This is a genomic window from Methylobacter sp. Wu1 (assembly GCF_036553575.1).
Lineage (GTDB): Bacteria > Pseudomonadota > Gammaproteobacteria > Methylococcales > Methylomonadaceae > Methylobacter.
This window is the reverse complement of sequence record NZ_JAZHOC010000078.1, coordinates 109,233-133,362: the sequence shown is the minus strand read 5'-3', so window position 1 is coordinate 133,362 and position 24,130 is coordinate 109,233. Positions and strand designations below refer to the sequence as shown.

The 24,130-nt window shown below is 52.0% G+C and carries 21 protein-coding genes; 15 read left to right on the top strand and 6 right to left on the bottom strand.

Annotated elements, in window-relative coordinates:
• Positions 1–218, top strand: a 218-nt coding sequence (locus V2P20_RS18765) for a hypothetical protein (RefSeq protein ID WP_331821034.1), incomplete at its 5' end; no start/stop codon positions are given.
• 400 nt (positions 219–618) lie between these two features.
• Here V2P20_RS18765 and V2P20_RS18760 read toward each other — a convergent pair.
• Complete coding sequence (locus V2P20_RS18760) at positions 619–1,329, bottom strand: winged helix-turn-helix domain-containing protein (protein ID WP_331821032.1); 711 nt, start codon at positions 1,327–1,329, stop codon at positions 619–621.
• A 744-nt stretch (positions 1,330–2,073) separates the two neighbouring features.
• Between V2P20_RS18760 and V2P20_RS18755 the strand changes: the two genes are divergently transcribed.
• Positions 2,074–3,018: a M23 family metallopeptidase gene (locus V2P20_RS18755; RefSeq protein WP_331821030.1), complete on the top strand. Its 945-nt coding sequence runs from the start codon at positions 2,074–2,076 to the stop codon at positions 3,016–3,018.
• A gap of 47 nt (positions 3,019–3,065) precedes the next feature.
• Here V2P20_RS18755 and crp read toward each other — a convergent pair whose 3' ends face one another.
• Positions 3,066–3,719, bottom strand: a complete 654-nt coding sequence (gene crp / locus V2P20_RS18750; protein ID WP_194968138.1) for a cAMP-activated global transcriptional regulator CRP — start codon at positions 3,717–3,719, stop codon at positions 3,066–3,068.
• A gap of 141 nt (positions 3,720–3,860) precedes the next feature.
• Here crp and V2P20_RS18745 point away from each other — a divergent pair, with 141 nt between their 5' ends.
• Both V2P20_RS18745 and speD read left to right on the top strand, forming a co-directional pair.
• Positions 3,861–4,280, top strand: a complete 420-nt coding sequence (locus V2P20_RS18745) for an OsmC family protein (RefSeq protein ID WP_194968137.1) — start codon at positions 3,861–3,863, stop codon at positions 4,278–4,280.
• Positions 4,281–4,285: 5 nt separating this feature from the next.
• Entirely contained in the window at positions 4,286–5,092 is an 807-nt protein-coding gene (gene speD / locus V2P20_RS18740; RefSeq protein WP_331821027.1) for an adenosylmethionine decarboxylase, read from the top strand.
• Between the two features lie 248 nt (positions 5,093–5,340).
• Here the strand turns inward: speD and V2P20_RS18735 are convergent, their stop codons facing one another.
• Positions 5,341–5,817: a hypothetical protein gene (locus tag V2P20_RS18735; protein ID WP_331821025.1), complete on the bottom strand. Its 477-nt coding sequence runs from the start codon at positions 5,815–5,817 to the stop codon at positions 5,341–5,343.
• A 141-nt stretch (positions 5,818–5,958) separates the two neighbouring features.
• Between V2P20_RS18735 and V2P20_RS18730 the strand changes: the two genes are divergently transcribed.
• Genes V2P20_RS18730 through V2P20_RS18720 form a run of 3 tightly spaced genes read left to right on the top strand, consistent with a single transcriptional unit; the run spans position 5,959 to position 13,701 of the window.
• Positions 5,959–11,085, top strand: coding sequence for an AAA family ATPase (locus tag V2P20_RS18730; protein WP_331821023.1), 5,127 nt, complete (start codon positions 5,959–5,961; stop codon positions 11,083–11,085).
• Positions 11,078–11,482 (top strand): response regulator, encoded by a 405-nt coding sequence (locus V2P20_RS18725; protein ID WP_194968133.1) that lies wholly within the window; start codon positions 11,078–11,080, stop codon positions 11,480–11,482. The genes V2P20_RS18730 and V2P20_RS18725 overlap by 8 nt, the downstream gene beginning before the upstream one ends.
• A 5-nt stretch (positions 11,483–11,487) precedes the next feature.
• Positions 11,488–13,701 carry an EAL domain-containing protein gene (locus tag V2P20_RS18720; RefSeq protein ID WP_331821021.1) on the top strand — a complete coding sequence of 738 codons (2,214 nt, stop codon included), beginning with the start codon at positions 11,488–11,490 and terminating at the stop codon, positions 13,699–13,701.
• On the opposite strand, the gene V2P20_RS18715 is transcribed toward V2P20_RS18720, so the two are convergent.
• On the bottom strand, positions 13,664–14,251 hold the full coding sequence (locus V2P20_RS18715; RefSeq protein WP_331821019.1) for a CPBP family intramembrane glutamic endopeptidase: 588 nt from the start codon (positions 14,249–14,251) through the stop codon (positions 13,664–13,666). The two genes, V2P20_RS18720 and V2P20_RS18715, sit on opposite strands and share 38 nt — an antisense overlap.
• Before the next feature lie 82 nt (positions 14,252–14,333).
• Between V2P20_RS18715 and V2P20_RS18710 the strand changes: the two genes are divergently transcribed.
• Positions 14,334–14,591, top strand: coding sequence for a YcgL domain-containing protein (locus V2P20_RS18710; RefSeq protein ID WP_331821017.1), 258 nt, complete (start codon positions 14,334–14,336; stop codon positions 14,589–14,591).
• A gap of 176 nt (positions 14,592–14,767) precedes the next feature.
• Here V2P20_RS18710 and dcd read toward each other — a convergent pair whose 3' ends face one another.
• Complete coding sequence (gene dcd / locus V2P20_RS18705) at positions 14,768–15,334, bottom strand: dCTP deaminase (protein WP_194968129.1); 567 nt, start codon at positions 15,332–15,334, stop codon at positions 14,768–14,770.
• A 222-nt stretch (positions 15,335–15,556) separates the two neighbouring features.
• Positions 15,557–16,648, bottom strand: coding sequence for an iron-sulfur cluster carrier protein ApbC (gene apbC / locus V2P20_RS18700; RefSeq protein ID WP_331821015.1), 1,092 nt, complete (start codon positions 16,646–16,648; stop codon positions 15,557–15,559).
• Between the two features lie 187 nt (positions 16,649–16,835).
• Between apbC and metG the strand changes: the two genes are divergently transcribed.
• From metG to V2P20_RS18665, 7 genes are all read left to right on the top strand, one after another.
• Positions 16,836–18,854: a methionine--tRNA ligase gene (metG, locus tag V2P20_RS18695; RefSeq protein WP_331821013.1), complete on the top strand. Its 2,019-nt coding sequence runs from the start codon at positions 16,836–16,838 to the stop codon at positions 18,852–18,854.
• Positions 18,855–18,878: 24 nt separating this feature from the next.
• Complete coding sequence (gene hcp, locus V2P20_RS18690; protein ID WP_331821011.1) at positions 18,879–20,552, top strand: hydroxylamine reductase; 1,674 nt, start codon at positions 18,879–18,881, stop codon at positions 20,550–20,552.
• An 11-nt stretch (positions 20,553–20,563) separates the two neighbouring features.
• Positions 20,564–21,118, top strand: a complete 555-nt coding sequence (gene rsxB / locus V2P20_RS18685; RefSeq protein ID WP_331821009.1) for an electron transport complex subunit RsxB — start codon at positions 20,564–20,566, stop codon at positions 21,116–21,118.
• Positions 21,115–21,750 (top strand): endonuclease III, encoded by a 636-nt coding sequence (gene nth, locus V2P20_RS18680; RefSeq protein WP_331821007.1) that lies wholly within the window; start codon positions 21,115–21,117, stop codon positions 21,748–21,750. Before rsxB ends, nth begins: the two co-directional genes overlap by 4 nt.
• A 156-nt stretch (positions 21,751–21,906) precedes the next feature.
• Positions 21,907–22,383 carry a hypothetical protein gene (locus tag V2P20_RS18675; RefSeq protein WP_331821005.1) on the top strand — a complete coding sequence of 159 codons (477 nt, stop codon included), beginning with the start codon at positions 21,907–21,909 and terminating at the stop codon, positions 22,381–22,383.
• A gap of 90 nt (positions 22,384–22,473) precedes the next feature.
• The gene (locus tag V2P20_RS18670) at positions 22,474–23,325 is read left to right on the top strand and encodes a DUF692 domain-containing protein (RefSeq protein ID WP_331821003.1); all 852 of its coding nucleotides are present in this window, start codon (positions 22,474–22,476) and stop codon (positions 23,323–23,325) included.
• Positions 23,306–24,085 (top strand): putative DNA-binding domain-containing protein, encoded by a 780-nt coding sequence (locus V2P20_RS18665; RefSeq protein WP_331821001.1) that lies wholly within the window; start codon positions 23,306–23,308, stop codon positions 24,083–24,085. Before V2P20_RS18670 ends, V2P20_RS18665 begins: the two co-directional genes overlap by 20 nt.
• The last annotated feature ends 45 nt before the right edge of the window (positions 24,086–24,130 follow it).

Sequence of the window (24,130 nt, the reverse complement as noted above, 5' to 3'; positions counted from 1 at the left end):
ATGCGTCGTTAACAGCGCTGAATCTCTTGAAGCTTGAAGATCGACGTCAGAAACAGACGACACAGGAAACGGTGATCTCCATTGCTTCCTGGAAACGTAAGAAATTCAATCAACACTTGATGTTACGACTTTTCGACAAGTTAGGCCTGAGCAGAGATTGCGAAAAAATAGCCCAACTATTTGACGAATTCAGTGACTACGGGACGATTGCCGCATAAAAGTGTCCGAACTATTGATATTGAGGGCTTTGCTGAGCATGATGTACCCGTGAGGAGTTCTTGCGCCCCAAATTGTCAGCCCGCCTCAATTCGAAGACAGGTTGTTGAAGCATTAAATTGTTTTTTGCCGTAAATGAAAGGAATAGAGAAAGTCGATCAATGATAAAGGCAAGCAATTTGAACTCGAAGATCGCTGGGTGAGGCCTGGCCTATTTGATAGGTTCCGCCGGATTGAACATGATTTAGCGCCGCCGACGAACCCGCTTCATCATCCAGCCTGTCTCTCGAGCAATATGATGCTCGATCGCAGGCTAATATTTATCCTGAGCCCAATCTATCAGGCAGATAAATTCGCTGGCAGCACATGCTATGCCCGTGCAATTTAATTTTCAGCAGGTTTTTATTGGGCCACAGGGGCAATGGCTGTCCCTGGCCATGTGACCAGATTGTCATAATTTTCTTCCGGGGCTTTTGTTTCAGCGGAAGAGCTCACATCAAGCCTGTATCCGAAGCCCTTGACGGTCAGAATCCATTGCGGGTTATCAGGGTCTTTTTCAATCTTTTTGCGCAGCAGGTGCATGTATTGATAAAGATCCGACTTTGTCGCGCGGTTATTTCCGGGCCAGAGATGCTGAATGATTTCTTCGGCCATTAGCACGCGATCAACATCCCTGGACAGCAGTTCGAACAATTCGAATTCCTTGCGGGTAAGGTCAATGTTTTTTCCATACAATGAGACAGTTTTAAAGCGCCGATCAATTTGAAAAGGACCGACTGTGCCGTGATCGCCATTGCCATTTTTCGGCATCGGTTCATATTGTGCCGCTTCTAACAGATGCCCTGATGCATCCCGATAAGATGCCCTTCGATCGGCCGTGGAGCGCCTTTCCTGAGTCCTTCTTTCACTGTGCACATGAGCATGCTGGATGAATTTCTTCAGCAGATAGCCATCCAATTGTTCAACAATGAGCTGCTCATCAAAAAAAGCCTCTATCCATGAGTCCGGTTTACTTTCAAGTGCATCACTATAGTCCTTGTCCCCTAATGCGCACACGGGTATCTGGTGAGCGAAGCTCATCGCTTGCAATACTAACCAGTCTTCTTTTTTCAATGAAGATACAGCCCACTGCATATCCAGGATAATCAGATCCAGGTGGTTATTAAAGACTTCTTTATTGATGGTTACAGCATCGGCCAGTTCAAGAAAAGTAAATTGCTGCGCATGGCAGTAGCCTTTCAGCAAGCCCCGATAATAATGATCCGTACTAATAAACAAAATTTGCAAATTTGCATTCATATTTAATCTCACGTTTCGTTAAAGCCACTTCACTATCTTTAAGTTCAGATACTTATGGTAAAAGACTGACATGTCTTTCGCTCTACTACTAAGCTTCAAATAACAACGCAAAAAAAGAGATGCTTATAAATAAACCCGGCACTTGCTGGACTCTCAATTCGCTACGGCCCAATTAACCTGTTTGCCTGGGAATCATTAACAAATTTGTACGAAAATAAAATCGACATGCCAATTCAGAAAATACTCTGATTTCCATCATAACTATCCTTTGCATGTGTTATGTTTGCGCTCACCCGAGCTCAGCTGGGAATACTTGTGTATAGCGATCATAGCTGAAACTTATCAACAAAATAATCAGTACTATTGCTTATTCATGCCCTACATTTTTATGTTAAAAAACAAATATAAGTACATATAATTATTGATTTTTCAGGCCAATAAAGTATTTGCGGCCGCGAAGGCCGAACTACTGTTTGAGTCATGGACCCTGCATTTTTAAACTTACAAAAATTAAAGAACTCTTACGGACAGAGAATAGACTTTGACCCCGATTAAAAAATGAGATTTAGATTACTAATTTTAATGCTGTCAGCGCTCATTTCATTTAATGCCGCCGGCAAAAAACTTTATAAATTTCAGGATGAGCAAGGTACGTGGCATTTTACCGATCAGCCGCCCAAGACCAGTCAACAGGTAACCGTCAGGCAGATGAAGGTGGCGAGCAAGCAGCGGGTCTGGCTGTTGAAATCCGGCGAAGGACGACAGCCAAAATATTATGTTCGCAACGATTATGCAGGGCCCGTGGAAGTCGAAGTCAATTTTGCCGAACAGAAAAACGTCCGCTCGACGCCTGAACTGCCTCAGCGTTTTGTTATTGCGCCGGGAGAATCGGATACACTTTTTGAAGTAGGCGGCATCAATGAAAAAGAATCCTCGGGATACGCTCTTCAATACCGTTACACGCCCGGTAGCCCTTTGCCACAGTACACGGCCAGGGAAAGCTATTTGCCGCCGATTGCGCCTGATGCCTCGTTTCAAATCTCGCAGTCCTTTGGCGGCAGTTTCAGCCATACCGATGAGCAGAACAAATATGCTATCGATATCGCCATGCCGATAGGCACGCCTGTTTACGCAGCCAAAGCAGGAATGGTCATGGAAGTCGACAATGACTTCTATAAAGGCGGCATTGACGAAACCTATAGCTCAAAAGCCAATAGCATCAGGATTTTGCACGCGGATGGCTCCATGGCGGTTTATGCCCATCTGGAAGAAGATAAAGCCCAGGTCTATCCGGGCCTGAAAGTGGCTGCTGGGCAATTGATCGGTTATTCCGGCAACACCGGCTTTACTTCCGGCCCGCATTTGCATTTTGCCATACAGATTAATAAAGGCATGGCGCTGGTTTCCGTGCCTTTTGTCTTTTTGAACAGCATGGGTCAGGCTGAAGAGCCGGTCGCCGGAGCCCGGCTTAAAGGCGTTGCGGCCTCCGTAGCGGCTAAATAACCTTGCTGCAAGGGCGGCCTGCCGAGCCGCCTTTACTTGTTCGCGCCTTAACGCGTACCAAACACAACAATCGTTTTGCCGTGCGCGCTGATCAGCCCTTTATCCTCCAGTTCTTTTAACACGCGCCCGGCCATTTCTCTTGAACAGCCGACGATGCGGCTGATTTCCTGACGCGTGATGTGCAACTGCATGCCATCGGGATGGGTGATGGCATCGGGCTCCTTGCAAAGATCCAGCAGAGTCCGGGCGATTCGTCCTTCCACATCCATGAAAGCTAAATCGCAGAACTTGCGATTGGCGGCCAGCAGCCGGCCTGATAATTGTTCGCCTAACATGAAAAGCAGATCAGGCGCATACTCAAGCAGTTCTTTTTTCAGCGCCAGGCGGAAACGGTCATAGCCTATTTCAGCCAACCGGCATTCACTGCGCGTTTTAATAGTGACTTTCCTCGTTTCTACTCCCTTAAAAACACCAATCTCTCCTATGAATTCATTTTTGTTAAGATAGGCCAGAATCAGCTCATGCCCATCGTCATCTTCCACGCAGACACTGACCGATCCTTCCACGATATAATACAGCCGGTCCCCCGGATCTCCGGGCCTGATAATCGTGGCTTTGCTCTGGTACTTTTTTTTGTGGCAAAGATTTAAAAACTGCTCCAACGCCCTTTTATTGGAGTTTTCTTGGGAAATTAGTGTCATATTCAAAACTCATTCAATATCCATGTTATATGTACGCCTTTAATAACAGTGCAGGATTTTAACAAAAAAATCAACATTGAAGCTCTGTCAATTGCATATTATATGCTACTCTATGCCACATTTTTTTAACCGGGGAAAAAAATGCGAGCGACAGTCAAATGGGTTGACGGAGTGATGTTCGTCGGTGAATCCGGCAGCGGCCATGCTGTAGTCATGGACGGCCCGCCTGATCACGGCGGGCGCAACATGGGCATACGGCCAATGGAAATGCTCCTGCTGGGGGTGGGCGGCTGCTCATCATTTGATGTAGTGCAGATTCTGCAGAAAGGCAAGCATGACATCGTTGATTGCGTGGCGGAAATCTCCGCCGAACGGGTCGATGCCATACCTAGCGTGTTCAGCAAAATTCATCTGCATTTCGTTGTAAAAGGCCGTGATTTAAAACCAGCAGCGGTCGAGCGGGCAGTCAAGCTGTCTGCGGAGAAATATTGTTCTGCATCCATTATGCTGAGCAAGGCGGAGGTGGAAATCACCCATGATTTTGAAGTTATCGAGGTTTAACCATTTTGAAAAAGTTGCAATTACAAGGCTTTAACAATTTAACGAAGTCTCTAAGTTTCAATATATACGATGTATGTTATGCCCCCGCCGAGCAGCAGCAGGCTTATATTGAGTATATTGATGAAGCCTATAATGCCGATAGACTGACGCAAATCCTTAAAGATGTTGCGGAAATCATCGGCGCGCAAATCCTCAATATTGCCCATCAGGACTATGAACCGCAAGGCGCCAGTGTGACGATGCTGATTTCGGAAGGCGACCTGCCGCCGCCGCCCAGCATGAACAGCCAGTCTCCAGGGCCATTGCCGGATACCGTGCTGGCGCATCTGGATAAAAGCCATATCACCGTACATACCTATCCGGAAAGCCACCCGGATAACGGCATCAGTACGTTCCGCGCCGATATTGACGTGTCGACCTGCGGCCAGATCTCGCCGCTGAAAGCGCTCAATTACCTGATCCACAGCTTCGAGTCCGATATCGTCATCATGGACTATAAAGTACGCGGCTTCACGCGCGACATTTCCGGCAAGAAACATTATATCGACCACAACATCACGTCGATCCAGAACTATATTGCCAAAGACACGCTGGAAAGCTATCAGATGATAGATGTGAACGTCTATCAGGAAAATATTTTCCACACCAAAATGATGCTGAAGGAAACCGAACTGGAAAATTACTTGTTCGAAAAGGAAAGCGGTTTATCGGACGATCAGAAAGACGAGATCCAGGAAAAGCTGCAAAAAGAGATGTTCGAAATCTTTTACGGCCACAATTTCCAGCGCAACTACGACGAAATCAAGCCATAATCCCGATTGCCGGCAGGGGCGATTGCCCTTGCCGGCTAGCGTCATCCCCTCTCATGCTCCATGCGCCTCATTAACCATCGTATGGAACTAATCCTGGCCACCCCCGCTCAAATATCAGAAATAACGGATATGACCGTTATGCTTGATTAATTGTTTGAATTTAAAAGCCGCCATCTGAAGCATTAGGCCAGCGTGCCGGAAAAGACATAAGCCGCATTTAGTACAGGCGCGCCGTATCAGCCGGTAAATTATTGATGTTTTCGCGCGTTTCTTTCCTCAATAATGGCAGAGTACTCATCCGGTTTCGGCCGGTACAAGAACATGCCCAATGCCGACAGGCCGGTAAATATATACAGCGTATTGAAATCATCGCCCAGCATGAACATGACGAAACCGAAGATTCCCACACTTTCAACCAATGCCATTGAAACGATAACAGTTAGCAGATAACGATTTTTGCTAGGATCATCGCCGGGCATGGTTTGGTTCAGCCGCACTTGAATATGCCGTATCAGATTGGTCAATGGAAAAGTGATGATGGCGACGGCATATAAAATCGTTCTGATCAGTTCCCGCTGATTTTGCGGCAGAGATTGTTGCAGTTGCTCCCCGAAGATATGGCAGACAACGATATAAGCTACCAGCATGGCAAACATGACAATGACTGCCAGCCAAGGCAGGATAAGATCGGATTTTGATTTTTCGCGTTCAACTCGGTCCAGCATTTTGTTTCCCGATTAGGTCAATAAATGGCAAATGATAGCAAACCCAACTACATAGGCTTACATTTGTATCTAACACAAGCTTACATTCCGCAAAAAGTGCTATAGTCCATATACGTAATTTTTCTGGCTAAGCCCGCTGCAATGAAAACATTATTAAATTATAAAATCCTCGATAAACTGGGCGAGAGCATGCATGCCGACGTGTTCAAAGTGTATGCCCTGGATAATCAGGACAAACTGCTGGCTGTTAAGAAAATCAGGCCGCAATTTTGCAGCGAGGATGCAGCCTCCTACATACGCCAGCAGATCAACCAGCTCAGCGAACTTGAACTGCCTCACAGCATTATTCCCGAACTCTATCATCCCGCTATCGACACCCTGTGTCTGATACAGCCGTATATTGAGGCCCAGCCATTGAGCCGCTGGCTGGAAACCCAGACGGCTCCCGATCTGACCACGACACTTAACATTATCATCGCCATCGCCGAGCAGCTGGAAGCCATCCATAAGGCCGGGCATATACACAAGAGCATAAAACCGACGAACATATTGATCGAACCGGAAACGCTGGCCGTCCAGATCATCGATGACATCAGGGTGCTGGATATTAACCAGCTCAGCCATTTTATCTACGAAGATCATTTTCGCGTACAGACGCTGCCGTATCTGTCGCCGGAACAAACCGGCAGGATCAAGCATTCGGTCAATTATACGACCGATCTGTATTCGCTGGGCATGCTGTTCTTCGAATGCCTGACCGGCAAACCGCCTTTCCTGTTCGAGGATCCGATTGCCATCATTCACTCGCACCTTGCCGAAACACCGGCATTCGCGCACGAATTAAACCCGGCCGTCCCCGAAATCATCAGCAAAATCGTCGCCGTGCTATTGGAAAAAGCGCCCGAAAAACGTTACCAGACCGCGGCCGGCTTGATAGTGGACCTGAAATACTGTTTACGGGGAATGCAACAAAACCGGAACATCAACAGTTTCATCCTGAAGCAGAAGGATTACAGCAACCGCATTACGATTCCTTCGTTAATGGTCGGCCGTGAGACGCAAAAAAAACAACTGCTCGACGAGTACAGCAAAGTCTGTGCCGGCGTGTTCCGCGCATCGCTGATTTCAGGCTTGTCCGGCATCGGCAAAACGCGGCTGATCCAGGAATTGCAGCTGCCGATCGTTGCCCATGCCGGCTATTTCACGTCCGGCAAGTTCGACCAGTTCAAAAAGCATATCCCATACAGCACGCTGATCCAGGCTTTCAGCCATCTGATAAAAACTTTCCTGACCGAAGACAGGGGACGTATCGCCTATTGGCGCCAGCGCATCAGCGAGCAACTGGGCGATAACGGCCGGCTGATCACCGATCTGGTTCCCGAACTGCATCTGATCATCGGTCCTCAGCCGGAAGTGCCGGACCTGCCGCCGATTGAAGCGCGCAACCGGTTCAATGACACGGCCGAAAAATTCCTGGCCAGCCTGATTTCAAAAGAGCATCCCTTAACCCTGTTTATCGATGACTTGCAGTGGTGCGACGGCGCCACGTTCGACCTGCTCGAGCGGATTTTCGACAATGCCACGGACTATCCATACCTGTTCTGGATAGGCGCCTACCGGCACAACGAAGTCGACAGCAGTCACCGGCTGATGCGCCTGATACACAGAGTCAAACAGGCGCGCCGGCCGCTGCAGGAAATCCGTCTCGATGCGCTGGGGCTTAACGAGGTCAACCAGATGACCGCGTATATCCTGAACACCTATCCGTCCAGAACCGAAGACTTATCGAAAATCATCTACCAGACCTCGGCCGGCAATCCGCTGTTCGTCAATGAAAGCCTGCGCTGGCTGCATACCTACAAGCATTTGCACCTGACTGAGAACGGCGCCTGGACATGGGATGACGAACAACTGCGCCATACCGCCATTCCCGATTCGGCGCTGGACTTATTCAAAGACAAAATTGCCAAGCTGCCGGAGCGCGTTCGAGAACTACTGAGCATTGCCGCCAGCCTTGGGGCGCGGTTTGATGCATCCGATCTGGCGTTGACAACGGCCATGACGTTGCCGGTTCTTTATCATGCCCTGACGCCGGCATTCAACAGCAACATTTTACTCAGGGAGAAGGACCAGCTGCTGTTTTTCCACGACCAGGTCCAGGCGGCGGCCGCCAGCTTTCTCGATGCCGACAAGAAACAGCGCGTACATTTGCAGATTGCCAAGGCGCTCATCAGCGCCATTCCCGAAAACGCCGACCTTGAAACCCTGCCCAATCTGTTCGCCATTGTCGAACACCTGGCTAACGGCCGGGAGCCCGATCAAAGCACCGAAAGCCGTATTGAAGAGGCGAAATTCAATTACTACGCCGGCATCGCGGCCATGAAAGCGCTGGCGATGGACAATGCCAACTACTTTTTCCATCAAAGCAAGAGTCTTTACCCTAAAGACAGCTGGGATAAAGATTATGAATTTTTGTTTTCACTGCACAAATACCTGGCCAGGACGGAAATGGCCCTGGGCAACCAGCCGGAATCGGAGCAGATCATTAACACGCTGATCAGCCGCTCAAAAAGCGATATCGACCGCATCGACTGTTTATACGAACAGACGACCGGCCTGTCCTCGATGGGCAAATTCGAACAGGCCATCGCCCTGGGCAATCGCGGCCTGGCCTATTTCAACCGCGCCATTCCCGAAAATGATGATCTGGCGCTGGAGCGGGCGGCCGCGATCATCAAACAGATCCATCAGGGCGATACGGATATCTGGCAGAAAATCCTCGATATTGAACCCAGCAGCGATAGAGCTACTCAAATTGAAACCGGCATCTACAGCGAGCTGATTCCCGATTATTATCTGGCCGGCATGGTGCCGCAGCTTTATTTATCAGCCATTCAATCGACGCAGAACTGTCTGGCCGGCGGCGTTGATGAATCGGTCATTTACGGTTTTTCAATGGTAGGTTTGTATCTGCAGCGCCAAGGCCAGTATGAACTGTCTTTCCGCTATGAAGACCTGGGGCTGGCCCTGGCGCACCGCTATCCCGACACGTTTGGCGCAACCAAAGGCATTAACGGCATTTTATGGACCAATATGCATAACCGCAGCGATTCGGCTTATATTATCGAGCAATGCCAGAAAAACATTCACCGCGGCAAAAACTGCGGTGACTTATACAATGCAGGCTTGTCCTACGGCCCGTATATCTGGCATTTGATCCATCAGGGCGCTCATTTGCGGCAAGTGATCGACGTGGCCGAGGAATGCATCCATTTTTCCAACAAATTCAATTTATCCTTGTCCCTGGGGCTGGCCGAAAGCGCGCTGGCCGGCTGGGCGGATATGATGAATACGGGGCGGACGCCCCTGAGCGAGCAGGACATAGCGGCCAAACTCAGCAAATGGGAGGCCGATAAACACGTCGTTTCGATAGGCGGTTATTACTCCCTGAAAGGCATCAGCAGCTATTACCTGGGCGATTATGAACAGGCGGCAGACTATCTGCGCCAGGCGGAACCTTATCTGCGCGGCCTGAGCGACAACATCCTCAATCGCCTGTGGTATGTATTTCGCTATGTCAACGGACTCAGACTTCATAAGGTCATTCCAGCCGAAGAGCAAGAGATGCTGGATCTCTGCCTGGAACAGGTGCAAACCTGGGCCGCGCTAGGGCCGATCTTAAAGCCTTACCTGACCTTCATGCTGATGGAGCAGGCCAACCATGCCGGCGATTTCAGCGAAACGCGCCGCCACTGTCTCGATGCGATCGACCTGTGCAAACCGCAGCATTTCGCCTTGCTGGAAGGCTTCCTGAATGAGCGGCTGGGCCAGATACTGATAGAATCTCGGCATAGCTATGCCACTTACTATTTAAACCGGGCAGCGGGCCATTACCATGACTGCGGCGCGGAAGTCAAAGTCAGGCAGCTGATAGAAAACTACGCCATTACCTTTCAGCCCGATGAGGGCCTGTCCGCCGACACCTCGCTCGCGCAGATGCTCGATGTCAATTACCTGCTGCTGGCGACGCGCACCATCACGCAGCAGCAAGACCTGAACGGTCTTTTAAGCGCGATTCTGCAATCGATCATGGAGCGGCTCGGCGCCAAAACCGGCTATCTGCTCATCGCCGAACCGCAAGACCTGGTTGTGTTGGCCAAAGGCATCAAACATGGCTTCGTCGACGTGCAACTTCGAGGCGACTCGAACCTGAGCACTGACACCTTAAGCATGGCCATCGTCAACTACGTCTTCCGTACCGCTGAAATGCTGGTTATCGACAATGCTACCAGCGAAGGCGATTTCATCGCCGACAATACGGTACAACACCAGCACCTTAAATCGATACTGTGCGCGCCGTTATTGAAGCAGCAGCATGTCCTGGGCGTCTTGTACCTGGAAAACAACCTGATCACCTCCGCATTCACGCGCGAACAAATCGAACTGACCCGATTATTGACCGCGCAAGCGGCGATCGCGCTGGAAAATACCCTGCTGATCGAGGAAATGAAGCGCAGCCAGGTGCAGATACAATCCCTGAATGCGGATCTGGAGCAGCGCGTTGAAGAACGCACCGCCTCGTTGAATAGCGCCAATGAAGAATTAAAGCATTTCGCCTACGTCGTATCTCATGATCTGAAAGCGCCATTGCGGGCCATCAACCAGCTCTCAGGCTGGATCTGCGAGGATTACGCCGACGCTTTTGACGAAGACGGCCGCGAGCAAATGGCCCTGCTGCGCGATCGGGCCAGACGCATGCACGACATGATCGACGGCATTCTGCAATACTCCAGGGTCGGCCGGGTTGCGGAGCCCGAAGAGCGGATCGATTGTTCGCAATTGCTGGCCGAAGTAATCAGCCTGATCGCTCCGCCCGAGCACATCGAAGTGCATATTCAAGCCGATTTGCCGGTCATCATCGGTGAACGGCTGAGACTGTTTCAGGTTTTTCAAAACTTGTTGGATAATGCCATCAAATATAACGATAAGGACAAAGGTATTATCTCGGTCACCTGCATGGAACAAGATCATGACTGGCAATTTTCGGTAACCGACAACGGTCCCGGCATCGATAAAAAATATCAGGAAAAAATATTTCAATTATTTCAAACTTTAAAACCTAAAGACCAGTCAGAAAGCACAGGTATCGGTTTAAGTGTGATAGAGAAAATTGTCACGACGTGGGGCGGCAAAATCTGGCTTGAGTCGGAAGTAGGAAAAGGAAGCTCATTTATTTTTACCATACCTAAAAGAAAAGAATATGAATAGCATGCAACCCATCTTGCTCGTTGAAGATGATCAAGTCGACATCATGACCGTGAAGCGCGGTCTAAAAAAACTCGGCGTCGTCAACAAACTGGTTACGGTCCATAATGGTGAAGAAGCCTTGCATTATCTGGAAACTTCGGACGAAGAGCTGCCCTGCATGATCCTGCTGGACATCAATATGCCCAAAATGAATGGTCACGAATGCCTGAAGCAACTGAAGAGCCATCCCGCCTTCAAAAACATCCCCGTGGTGATGCTGACCTCCTCGCTGGAGCAGCAGGATGTCAACCAGAGCTTTGACCTCGGGATTTCCGGCTATATTCTGAAACCTGTCGAGTACGATCAGTTCATCGACGCAATTCAGGTACTCAGTTCCTACTGGACCCTAAAAAAATAAGTCTCATGGCAGACATAAAACTGTTATTAGTCGAAGATGACCTGACCGACCAGATGAGCTTCGAGCGCTTCGTCAAACGCGAGCATCTGCCTTATGACTATGACATTGCCAGCTCCGTGGCGGAAGCGATCGAGGCTCTGCAAAAAAACGACTATGAGATCATCCTGGCCGATCACGGCTTGGGCGACGGCACGGCCTTCGACCTGTTTCCCTTCATCCCCGAGACGACCGCGGTCATTTTCGTGACCGGCGGCGGCGGCGAGGATATTGCCGTCAGGGCGCTCAAAATGGGGGCCGCCGATTATCTGACCAAGGATCTTAGCGGCCAGTATCTGAAACTGATATCGGTCACCATCAATAATGTTTTAAAAGCCAAGGCGGCTGAAAAGGAGCTGGATGACTACCGCAACCGGCTCGAGAACCTGGTCTCGGAACGCACGACTAAATTACGTCAGGAAATCAATGATCGCCAGCAGGCTGAAGAGCAATTAAGGCGGGAAAAAGAACGCGCGCTGATTACGTTAAAGTCCATAGGCGACGCCGTCATCACTACCTCCAGAAACGGCATTATCGAATTCCTGAACCCGGTTGCCGAGAAATTGACCGGCTGGCGCGTAGCTGAAGCCAGAGGCCGCGTCATCGACGAAGTCTTCAATATCTACAATGACATTACACGCAAACCGTTGCCCAATCCGGTCTTTCGCGTTCTGGCCACCCATGAGACCGAATTCGTCAGCCACGATACGCTGCTGATCAACCGTTACGGCATTGAATACTCGATTCAGGATTCCGCCGCCCCGATCCTTGACAAGGACCGCCAGATACAAGGCGTTGTCCTCGTATTCAGCGATGTCACGGCGTCGCGGCGCCTGTCGAAGGAACTCGCCTACCAGGCCGCGCACGACCCCTTGACAGGACTCGTGAACCGCCGTGAATTTGAAGTCCGGCTCAACCGTGTTCTGAAAGCCAGAAACCACGGCGAAGGCAATTTTGCCTTCTGTTATCTGGACCTGGACCAGTTCAAGATCATCAATGACACCTGCGGCCATACCGCCGGCGATGAACTGCTCAAGCAGGTCACGACGCTGCTGCAGCACGAAGTCAGAGTACGCGACACGCTGGCGAGGCTGGGCGGCGATGAATTCGGCATCCTGATGGAGCACTGCACGATCGAACAAGGCGAGCGGCTGGCCAACTCGCTGCGCGAAATCATCGCCAATTACCGGTTCAGCTGGGAGCGCCAAAGTTTCCGCATCGGCGTCAGCATCGGCTTAATCGCTATCGACGAGGAATTCCACTCGCTCAACGACCTGCTCATGATCGCCGATGCCTGCTGCTATGCAGCCAAGGATGCGGGGCGCAACCGCGTTTATGTGTATCAGAAGAACTCCGAGGAAATCCTGCAACGCTCCGGGCAAATGCACTGGATCGCCAAGCTCAATGAAGCGCTCGATAAAGATCATTTCCGGATCTACAAACACCACATCAAAAGCACCCGCGAACAGGATGGCGAGCATTATGAAATCCTGGTCAGAATAGAAGACAATAACGCCCTGATCCCGCCCGGCGCGTTCATTCCGGCAGCCGAACGCTACGGCCTGATGCCGAAAATCGATCAGTACATTATCGCGAAGACGTTCGCCTGGCTTGCCGATAACCCCGATCAACTGGCTCAGCTGTCGCTGTGCACGATCAACCTGTCCGGCCATACCCTGGGCAGCGAGGGCATTCTGGGCTCCATCACGCGGCAGCTGGATTATTACGCCCTTCCAGCCCATAAGTTCTGTTTTGAGATCACTGAAACGGCGGCGATTTCCAATCTGAACATGGCGACCACGTTCATTACCACGCTCAAGGAAAGCGGCTGCCAGTTTGCGCTGGATGATTTCGGCAGCGGCCTGTCTTCATTCGCTTATCTGAAAAACTTGCCGGTCGATTATTTGAAGATTGACGGCATTTTTGTCCAGGATATCTGCAACGATGAAATCGATCTGGCCATGGTCAAGTCCATCAATGAGATCGGCCATCTGATGGGCAAGCAAACGATCGCCGAGTTTGTCGAAAACAAGGATGTTTATGACAAAATCGCAGCCTTAGGCATTGATTACGCACAAGGTTACTGGATCAGCCAGCCCGTCCCGCTGGAGACCCCTTATATCGCCGAGTCTTTTATCGATGTGACTATTGACGCCCCTTATACGCGCGAATCAGCGCCATAAAAGCCAGGAAATCATAGAGCCCGTGAATGATGATCGGCGTCACCAGGTTTCTGTCGCCGCCGTAATCGAGAGACCAGCCCAGATAAAGCCCCACCAACGCCGCCAACAGCGCATAAAGCGGCGTCACGGCATGCACCAGCCCGAAAATGATATTGCTGCCGATCAACCCCGCGGTCATGCCCCACGACGACTCTATCCAGGGCTGAATCACGCCGCGGAACAGAATCTCTTCGGATACGCCGGCAATCGCCGCCAGCATAAACACATCGGCCCAGTGATAACGGTGCAGCCCGGGCCCCAAGGTTTCAACCAACAATCGTCTGATGTGCGCCAGGGAATCTATCTGCAACTGTTCCAGCGCCGCGAACATAATGAATAACGGCAGCGTTCCCAATATGCCGTAAGCGATTGCGCTTTCCGAAAAGCGCAGGTTTTCAAAAGGATCGATACCGGCAATCCAGCCCAGAATGACCGCGACTATGATCAGCGACGCTTCAAAGTAACAGGCCTGTTTGTAGAAGGTATCGGGATTGAAGGAGGTTTTAGCCATCGGTGCGATTATGAATTAAGGATAAGCCATTCTAACCAAAAATAGTTAAAATAGCTGTCTTGATTCATTTTCGTTTAATGCCATGCAGTGTTTCATTTATAAAAGCCTCAAAAAAGAAGACCTTTATCTGTATATCGATAAAAAAGACGATTTCTCGAAAGTGCCGGAAATGCTGTTCAACAGCTTCGGAAGAATGGCTTTCGTCATGGAGCTCGAACTATCGCCGGAACGCAAGCTGGCCCGGGAAGATGCCGGCAAGGTTATCGCCAGCCTTAAGGAAAAAGGTTTCTTCGTGCAGATGCCGCCTACCAGGGTAGAGGCGCCGTTAAAAGTCCAGTGAGCGTAAAAAAACCACGAAGAACACAGCCTGTAGGGTACGCATCGCGTACCGTCAGCAGCAAATCAGGCCTCAATAAGGTACGCAATGCGTACCCTACGACTTCGCGCCCTTCGTGGTCAATAATCAATCTGCTCAAGTTGATGGGGATGGGATTACGCCCAATACCAACCGTAATCTTATGTTTTCGGCAACGTAACGCCAGTCTGCCCTTGATACTTGCCGCCCCTGTCTTTGTATGAGGTTTCGCACACTTCATCGCTGCCGATGAACAGCATTTGCGCAACGCCTTCATTAGCATAGATTTTGGCAGGCAGCGGCGTGGTATTGGAAAACTCCAGCGTCACATGGCCTTCCCATTCCGGTTCCAGCGGCGTGACATTGACGATAATGCCGCAGCGCGCATAAGTCGACTTGCCCAGACAGATCGTCAAGACGTCGCGCGGGATACGAAAATACTCGACCGTGCGCGCCAGCGCAAACGAGTTCGGCGGGATAATGCAGACATCGGACTTCACATCGACGAAACTGTTCGAATCGAAGTTTTTCGGATCGACGATGGCCGAATTGATATTCGTAAAAATCTTGAATTCATCAGAACACCGGACATCATAGCCATAACTGGATGTGCCGTAGGAAATGACGCGCCCCTGCTCCGCATTTCTGACCTGACCGCGTTCAAACGGCTCGATCATGCCATGCTCTTCCGCCATGCGGCGTATCCACTTGTCCGACTTAATGCTCATGAACTACCAAATACCTAATTGATTTAAAAAGACTAATTTTCACACAGACAGATAGTCGGGCGCAAGGCGGAAACAACCAGCCAACGGCCAACGCCAAGCCGGCATTCAGCCGTAGGGTACGCACTGCGTACCTTTTCAGAGCCGAGAAAATCCGAAAGGTATGCGGTGTGTACCCTGCAGAACTGCCAGCGCCAAGCCAGTGTTCAGCCTTGCACTGCCTAATCAAGTGTTTTGCACGACAATATTAGGGAACTTACTGCTGAAATCCTTGGCTTTCAACGCCAGCTTGGCTGCGGCCTTGCGGGCGATTTCCCTGTAGATCTGCGCCGGGCGTCCATCGGGATCGGCCGCGACCGTCGGACGGCCGCAATCGGCGAACTGGCGGATCGTGATATCCAGCGGCAGCGAGCCCAGAAAGTCGACCCGGTTTCTTTCGGCCATGGCCGCGCCGCCGCCCTCGCCGAAAATGGCTTCTTCATGGCCGCAGTTGCTGCAAATGTGAATGCTCATGTTTTCAACGATCCCCAGCACCGGCACATTGACTTTCTCGAACATGCCGAGACCGCGCTGGGCATCGATCAGGGCGATATCCTGCGGCGTCGTGACGATGATCGCGCCGCTGACCGGAATCTGCTGCGCCAAGGTCAATTGGATATCGCCGGTGCCGGGCGGCAGGTCGATGATCAGGTAGTCAAGGTTGTTCCAGTTAGTATCCTTCAGCAATTGCTGCAAGGCATTGGTTACCATCGGTCCGCGCCAGATCATCGGCTGGTCGGCGTCGACCAGGTAGCCGATGGAATTGGTCTGCACGCCGTAAGAGACTTTCGGCATCATGGTCTTGCCATCCTCGCTGGCCGGATAGCCGGACAGTCCCAGCATGGTCGGAATGCTGGGACCATAAATATCGGCATCGAGAATGCCGACCTGCGCGCCTTCAGCCGTCAGCGCCAGCGCCAGATTGACTGCGGTCGTGGATTTGCCGACCCCGCCTTTACCCGAGGCGATGGCAATGATGTTTTTGACATGGGGCAACGGCTTCAACGCCTGCTGTACGGCATGCGCAATGATTTTTACCGAAACATCGACGGTCACGTTGCCTACGCCGTCCAGCGCTTTCAAGTGCCGCTCGACGCCAGTCTTCAGCTCGTCGATATAACTTTTGGCAGGATAGCCCAGCTCCAGTTTAACGCTGACGTTAGCCCCATCGATTGCGATCGCCTTCACCGTTTTTGCGGAAACCAGATCGGTGCCATTGTTCGGATCGATAAACGTACTCAGAAGATTTTCTACATCAGCCCTTTCAATGCTTGACATACTGTGCTCCATGTTAGGAAAGTAAGGATACGAGCAAATAACCAAGTAATTTACTCTGGAATAGAAGCCATTTTACCGCTTTTCTCATATAATGCACATTTTAGCGCAGCGTTATTCAGCAGCGGTGCTATTTTATGCCATAATACACGGTTCGTTTTGTCTTCGTACTGCTTGGTATTTAAATTTTATGTCGGATAGAAAAATTCTCGTCACCAGCGCTTTACCCTACGCCAACGGCCCTATTCATCTTGGGCATCTGGTTGAATACATTCAAACGGATATCTGGGTACGTTTTCAGAAACAACGCGGCAATCAATGTTATTACGTCTGCGCGGACGACACGCACGGCACGCCGATCATGCTGAGAGCCGACCGCGAAGGCATTACGCCGGAAGAGCTGATCGCCCGGATCGGCAAGGAACACCTGGCCGACTTCACTGAATTCGGCGTCGCTTTCGACAATTATCACAGCACCCATTCCGACGAGAACAAGACTTTTTCATCGCTGATTTACGCACGCCTGCGCGATGCCGGACACATCACCTCGCGCACGATTACGCAGGCCTACGACCCGGTCAAGAACATGTTCCTGCCGGACCGCTTCATCAAAGGCGAGTGCCCCAAATGCGGCGCGCCCGATCAATACGGCGACAGCTGCGAGGCCTGCGGCGCCACCTATTCACCGACCGAATTGAAAAACGCCATTTCCGCCGTTTCAGGCGCAAAGCCGGTGGAAAAAGACTCTGTCCATTATTTCTTCAAACTCGGCGATTTTGTCGGGCTGCTTCGGCACTGGACCAAATCCGGACATTTGCAGCCGGAAGTCGCCAACAAGCTCGATGAGTGGCTGGAAGCCGGCCTGCAGCAATGGGATATTTCACGCGACGCGCCCTATTTCGGCTTCGAGATTCCGGATGCGCCGGGCAAGTATTTTTACGTCTGGCTCGATGCGCCTATCGGCTACATGGCCAGCTTTAAAAACCTGTGCGAGAAACAGGGTATCGACTTCGACGCCTTCTGGAGCAAAGACAGCGATGCCGAACTGTACCATTTCATCGGCAAGGACATCATTTACTTCCATGCCCTGTTCTGGCCGGCCATGCTGAGCGGCGCCGGCTTCAGGACGCCCAGCGCCATTTTCGCGCACGGCTTTTTAACCGTGAACGGCGAGAAAATGTCCAAATCGCGCGGCACGTTCATCAAGGCCCGGACCTATCTGGACCATTTGAATCCCGAATACCTGCGCTATTATTTCGCCGCCAAGCTGAGCGCCGGCGTCGACGACATCGACCTGAACTTCGACGATTTCAGCCAGCGCGTCAATTCCGATCTGGTCGGCAAGGTCGTCAACATCGCCAGCCGTTGCAGCGGTTTCATCAAGAAGCGCTTCGACAACAAACTGTCCGCGCACTGTTCGGAACCGGCCCTGTTCGCCGAATTCGTGAACGCGCACACGCAGATCGCGGCGTTTTACGAAGCGCGTGAATTCGCCAAAGCCATGCGCGAAATCATGGCGCTGGCCGACAAAGCCAACCAGTACATCGATGAGAAAAAACCCTGGCTGATTGCCAAGGAAGAAGGCAAAGACGCCGAGCTGCATGAGGTCTGCTCGATGGGCATCAACCTGTTCCGCATGCTGGCTGCTTATCTGAAACCGGTCATCCCGGCGCTGGCGTCCGAAGCCGAACAGTTCCTGAATATCGCCTCGCAAGCTTGGCCGGCCGATGCGCAGCCGCTGACAGACCATGTCATCAACGACTTCAAACCGCTCATGACGCGTATTGAGCCTGATAAAATCGCGGCCATCATCGAGGCTTCCAAGGAAAGCCTGGAAAAAACTATCGAAGCACCCAAAGCCCGTACCTGTGAGCCGATCGCCGACACGATCGAGTTCGATGATTTCGCCAAGCTGGATCTTCGCATTGCGCGCATTGTCAAAGCCGACCATGTCGAAGGGGCCGAGAAGCTGCTGCAATTGACCGTCGATATCGGCGATGAGACGCGCAACATCTTCGCCGGCATCAAATCGGCTTATGCTCCGGAAGACCTGGAAGGCAAATTGACGGTCGTGGTCGCCAACCTGGCCCCGCGCAAGATGCGTTTCGGCGTCTCGGAAGGCATGGTGCTGGCGGCAGGCCCCGGCGGCAAAGACATATGGGTGCTGCACCCCGACGCAGGCGCGCAGCCGGGCATGCGCGTCAAGTAATTGAGTAAGAGAGTTAGATTAGATATGTTTTGTTACCACTGTCAGGAAGCCAAAAAAAACGTTGCCTGTGACTCGGCCGGCATCTGCGGCAAGAAAGAGGATGTGGCCAGTCTCCAGGATTTGCTGGTGTATGTGCTGAAAGGCTTGTCGTTTTATGCGCATCACGCAGGGCAACTGGGCATACGCGATGCCAGAAACGACCGGTTCACGGCTCGAGCGCTGTATTCGACCGTAACCAATGTCAATTTCGATCCGGCCGTGTTCGTATCCTTGATACAGGAGACCGCACAGCGCAGAAACCACCTGCGCCATCAGTTCAACGCTGCGTTTGAAGAAAAGAACGGCGCGCCTTTCAGTGAGCCCGTGCCCGAAGAAGCGTCCTGGCACTATACGGACGTATCGGAAGCGGCTTTTGTGGCCCAAGGCGAAGCCGTCGGCGTCACGCAGATTCCTGCGCTGGATACCGACTGCCATGCCCTGCGTGAATTATTGGTATACGGCCTGAAGGGTCTGGCTTCCTTGATCGAACACGCCGAAGTGCTGGATGTTTCCGATGACGCATTGTATGCCTTCATGCACGAGGCGCTGGCTTTCAGCCTGAAAGCCGACAGTTCCTTCGATGAGCTCATGGCTATGAACCTGAAATGCGGCGAACTCGGCATGGCCGCTTTTGCCCTGCTCGACAAAGCCAATACCGCGCGCTTCGGCGATCCGGTCCCGACCAAGGTCTATTTCGACAGTTGGGACAAACCGGGCATCCTGGTTTCAGGCCACGATCTGCGCGATATCGAAGACCTGTTGGAACAAACTGCCGGCACCGGCATTGACGTTTACACGCACGGCGAAGCCATTGCCGCGCACGCCTATCCGGCTCTGAAGAAATACTTCAATCTGGCCGGCAATTTCGGCGATGCCTGGCAGGAACAACGGACCGATTTCCAGAAATTCAACGGACCGATCCTGATCACGACCAACAGCATCCAGCAACAGAAAGACAAGTACAAAGACAAGATCTACACGACCGGCATGGTCGGCTGGCCCGATATACCGCATATCGCCGACCGCAAGCCCGGCCAGCGCAAGGATTTCAGCGCCCTGATCGAGCAGGCCCGCCAGTGCGAGCCGCCCAGCCAGCTCAGCGACAACACGACCACGCTCGGCTATGCGCATCAATCGCTGCATAGCTATCTGGACCCGATTGCCGCCGGCATCAAGGACGGTTCCATCCGGCGCCTGGTCGTGCTGGCCGGCGCCGACGGCCGCCACAAGGAGCGCCGCTATTACGCGCAGATTGCCGAGTTACTGCCTCAGGATACATTGATCCTGACCGCGGGCGACACCAAATACCGCTTCAACACGCTGGCTTTCGGCGAAATCAACGGCATTCCGCGCCTGCTGGACGCCGGCCAGAGCAATGACTTTTATTCACTGGTCGTGTTCCTGAAAGATCTGCAGCAGGCTTTGGGCCTTGCCGACCTCAACGCGCTGCCGGTGTCTTTCAATATCGCCTGGTATGAACAAAAAACCATCCTGATGACGCTGGGCCTGCTGGCGCTGAATGTTAAAAACGTACGTCTGGGCCCGACCTTGCCGCCGTTTTTCACGGCCAGGATCAAGGACAGGCTGACCGAGCAATTTGCGCTGAAAGGCATAGATAAGGCCGAAAACGACGTCACGGCGATGGTGGAAAGTAACTGAACGAAAACACCGTGATTGACCAAATAAACGCTTTACTGCCGCAAACCCAATGCGGCCAATGCGGCTTCAAAGGCTGCCGGCCTTACGCCGAAGCCATCGCCAGCGGCCAGGCCGACATCAACCAATGCCCGCCCGGCGGCGACGAAGGCATTGTCGAGATCGCGCATTTGCTGGGCGTGCCGGCCAAGCCGCTCAATACGCAATTCGGCCGGCACAAGCCCAAACAGGTCGCATTCATTATCGAAGAAGACTGCATCGGCTGCACGAAATGCATCGCGGCCTGCCCGGTCGATGCGATTTTGGGCGCGGCAAAATTCATGCATACCGTCATCGCTTCGGAATGCACGGGTTGCGAACTGTGCATCGCGCCCTGCCCGGTCGACTGCATCGTCATGAAGCCTGTAGAGCCGCAGCCGATGCCGGCGCAAAAATCCGCACAAAGGCAAAGGGCCATGCGCCGCTACGAAGCGCGCTGCCTGCGTCTGGCCCTGGAAGAAGCCGAAAAAGCCGAACGCGCGCGCAAGAAAAAAGAAGCTCTGCTCAAACTGAAACCGGCCAAGCTATGAACGCTGAAAAACGCCGCGCCATTTTTGATCGTTTGGCCGAAGCCATCCCAGAGCCCAAGACCGAACTCCAGTATACGACGCCTTTCGAACTGCTGATCGCGGTTGTGCTGTCGGCCCAGGCGACCGATAAAGGCGTCAACAAAGCTACGGCCAAGCTGTTTCCCGTCGCCAATACACCTGAAACGATCCTGGCGCTGGGCGTGGAGGGACTGAAGGACTACATCAAGACCATCAACTTATACCGAACCAAAGCCGCCAATATCATCACGCTCTGCCAGCAGCTGCTCGAGAGGCATGAAGGCCAGGTGCCGCAAACGCGCGAAGAACTGGAAGCTTTGGCCGGCGTCGGCAGAAAAACAGCCAATGTCATGCTGAACACCGCGTTCGGCCAGCATGTCATTGCGGTCGACACGCACATCTTCCGCGTCGCCAACCGCACGGGCATTGCTCCCGGCAAAAACGTGCGGGAAGTCGAGCAAAAGCTCGAAAAATGGGTGCCCAGGCAGCATAAAAAAGATGCCCATCATTTATTGATACTGCACGGCCGTTATACCTGTATCGCCAGAAAACCGCTCTGCCCCAACTGTGTCATTCAGGATTTGTGCGAATACCCGCATAAAACGACTTATTAGCTAAAAACTCAGTGGCAGGAACTTAGATAAGACTGTATAGTCTCTAGATGTTCAAAATTTGGACAAGCAGATATTCATCATTTGTTCATTTGTGCTTGATATCATAAGCTGCACTCAATGCTTATGATTCATTTTTTATAATACACGGGAGTCAATATGAAAAAAATTAATAAATCACCTTTCGCAGCGGCTATGGGGACCGCAGTCCTGTCTACTCTGGCTGTCACTGCAGCCCATGCGGAAGCCAACCCTTTCGCCATGAACGACATGAACAGCGGCTACATGCAATTGGCTGCGGCTGACACTGCCAAATCCGGCATGAAAGAAGGCTCATGCGGCGAAGGCAAATGCGGCGGTTCCATGATGAAATCTGCGCCTAAAACTGTGGAAGGCGCCTGCGCCGGCAACAAGCCAGCGGCAAAGCCCGCCAATAAAGCAGCGGAAGGCAAATGCGGCGAAGGCATGTGCGGTGCCATGATGGAAGGCGGCAAAATGAAAAAAGGCATGGAAGGCATGTGCGGCGCCATGATGAAAGGCAAAGAAGGCTCTTGCGGCGCCATGCAGCAAGGTACGGACGCTAAAAAAGGCGCAGGCCAGCAAAAAGTCAGCCCTAAAGACGCAGCCGGCGAATAAGCCTTGAGGACAGGCATAACCTGTCCTGACTGCAGAAAGAGGGCATGACTATCGTGCCCTCCCGCTTTAATCCAAAACACAGGTGTTCTTATGGACACAACGCTAAATCTCGTGCATGGTGCCGGCCTGGGCCTGCGCCGATCCTTTTTAACTGAAATCGTCGAAAACCCGCCCGAAGCCGTCGACTTTTACGAAGTCGCGCCGGAAAACTGGATCACGATAGGCGGCAAGCTGGGCAAGCAGTTCCGGGCCATGACCGAGCGCTTTGACTTTGTCTGCCACGGCCTGTCCCTATCTATAGGCAGCACCGATCCGCTCGACGAGAAATTCGTGCGTGACGTCAAAAACTTCATGACCGAGCACAAAATCAAATTCTACAGCGAGCACTTGAGCTACTGCAGCAACGAAGGTCATCTGTACGACCTGATGCCCATGCCGTTCACATCGGAGGCCGTCTCGCACGTCGCCTCGCGCATCCGGCGCGTTCAGGACATTCTGGAGCAAAGAATCGCCATCGAGAACATCTCCTATTACGCCGCGCCCGGCCAGGAAATGTCTGAAATAGATTTCTTCAACGCCGTCGTCGAAGAAGCGGACTGCGACGTGTTGCTCGACATCAACAACATCTATGTGAACAGCGTCAACCACGGCTATGATGCCGAAGCCTTCCTGAAAGCGATTCCGGCCGACCGCATCGCCTACGCGCATATCGCCGGACACTATGTGGAAGCCGAGGATTTCCTGGTCGACACGCATGGCGCCGACATCATCGATCCGGTCTGGAAGCTGCTGGGCAAAGCCTACGAGCTTTACGGCGTATTCCCGACGCTGCTGGAGCGGGATTTCAACATTCCCCCTCTGGAAGAACTGGTAAAGGAAGTCCGCACCATCCGGTTGATACAAAACGCCTGGAAAAGTCAGCATGAAAAACAGTCAGCCTGAAACCGCCGGCCGCATCGACTTCAAAGCCAAACAACTGGAATTTGCCGCCTATATCAGGGACCCCGAAAACAATCCCGCGCCGGCCGATGTCAAGGCTCAGCGCATGGCCATGTACCGCGAGTTGTTCTTCAACAATGTCGAGAGCTTCCTGTCCAGCAGTTTTCCGGTACTGCATAGTATTCTCGACGACTCGCAATGGTTCAGGCTGGCGCAGGATTTCTTCGCCAGCCACCGCTGCCAATCGCCCTATTTTTCCGAGATCCCGGAAGAATTCCTCGATTACCTGCAGAACGAACGCAACAACCCTGAAGATTTGCCGTTTCTGCTCGAACTGGCGCATTACGAATGGGTGGAAACCGCCTTGGCGATAGCCAAAGTGGAGGTGGTCGGCAATAGCCGCTACGACATCGACAATCTGCTTCACAAGCGTATCGCCCTGTCTCCGCTGGCCTGGCCGCTGGCTTATCAATATCCGGTCCATCAGATATCGCCCGATTTCCTGCCGACGGTGCCGCCGGATCAGCCGACATTTCTGATCGTTTACCGCAATATCGATGATGAAGTGCATTTTTCCCAAATCACGGGCATCACTTACAGACTGCTGCAACTGATTCAGGAAAATGAGGGGCTGACGGCTGAAGATTACTTAAAACAAGTGGCTCAGGAAGCCAATCATCCCGATCCGGCCCTGATCATGGAAGGCGGCCTGACAATCCTGAAAGAATGGGCCGAAAAAACGATTATTACGATAATCGCCTAAAACATAGCATTAAAGGGGCGGATTGGTCCGCCCCATCAATATCAG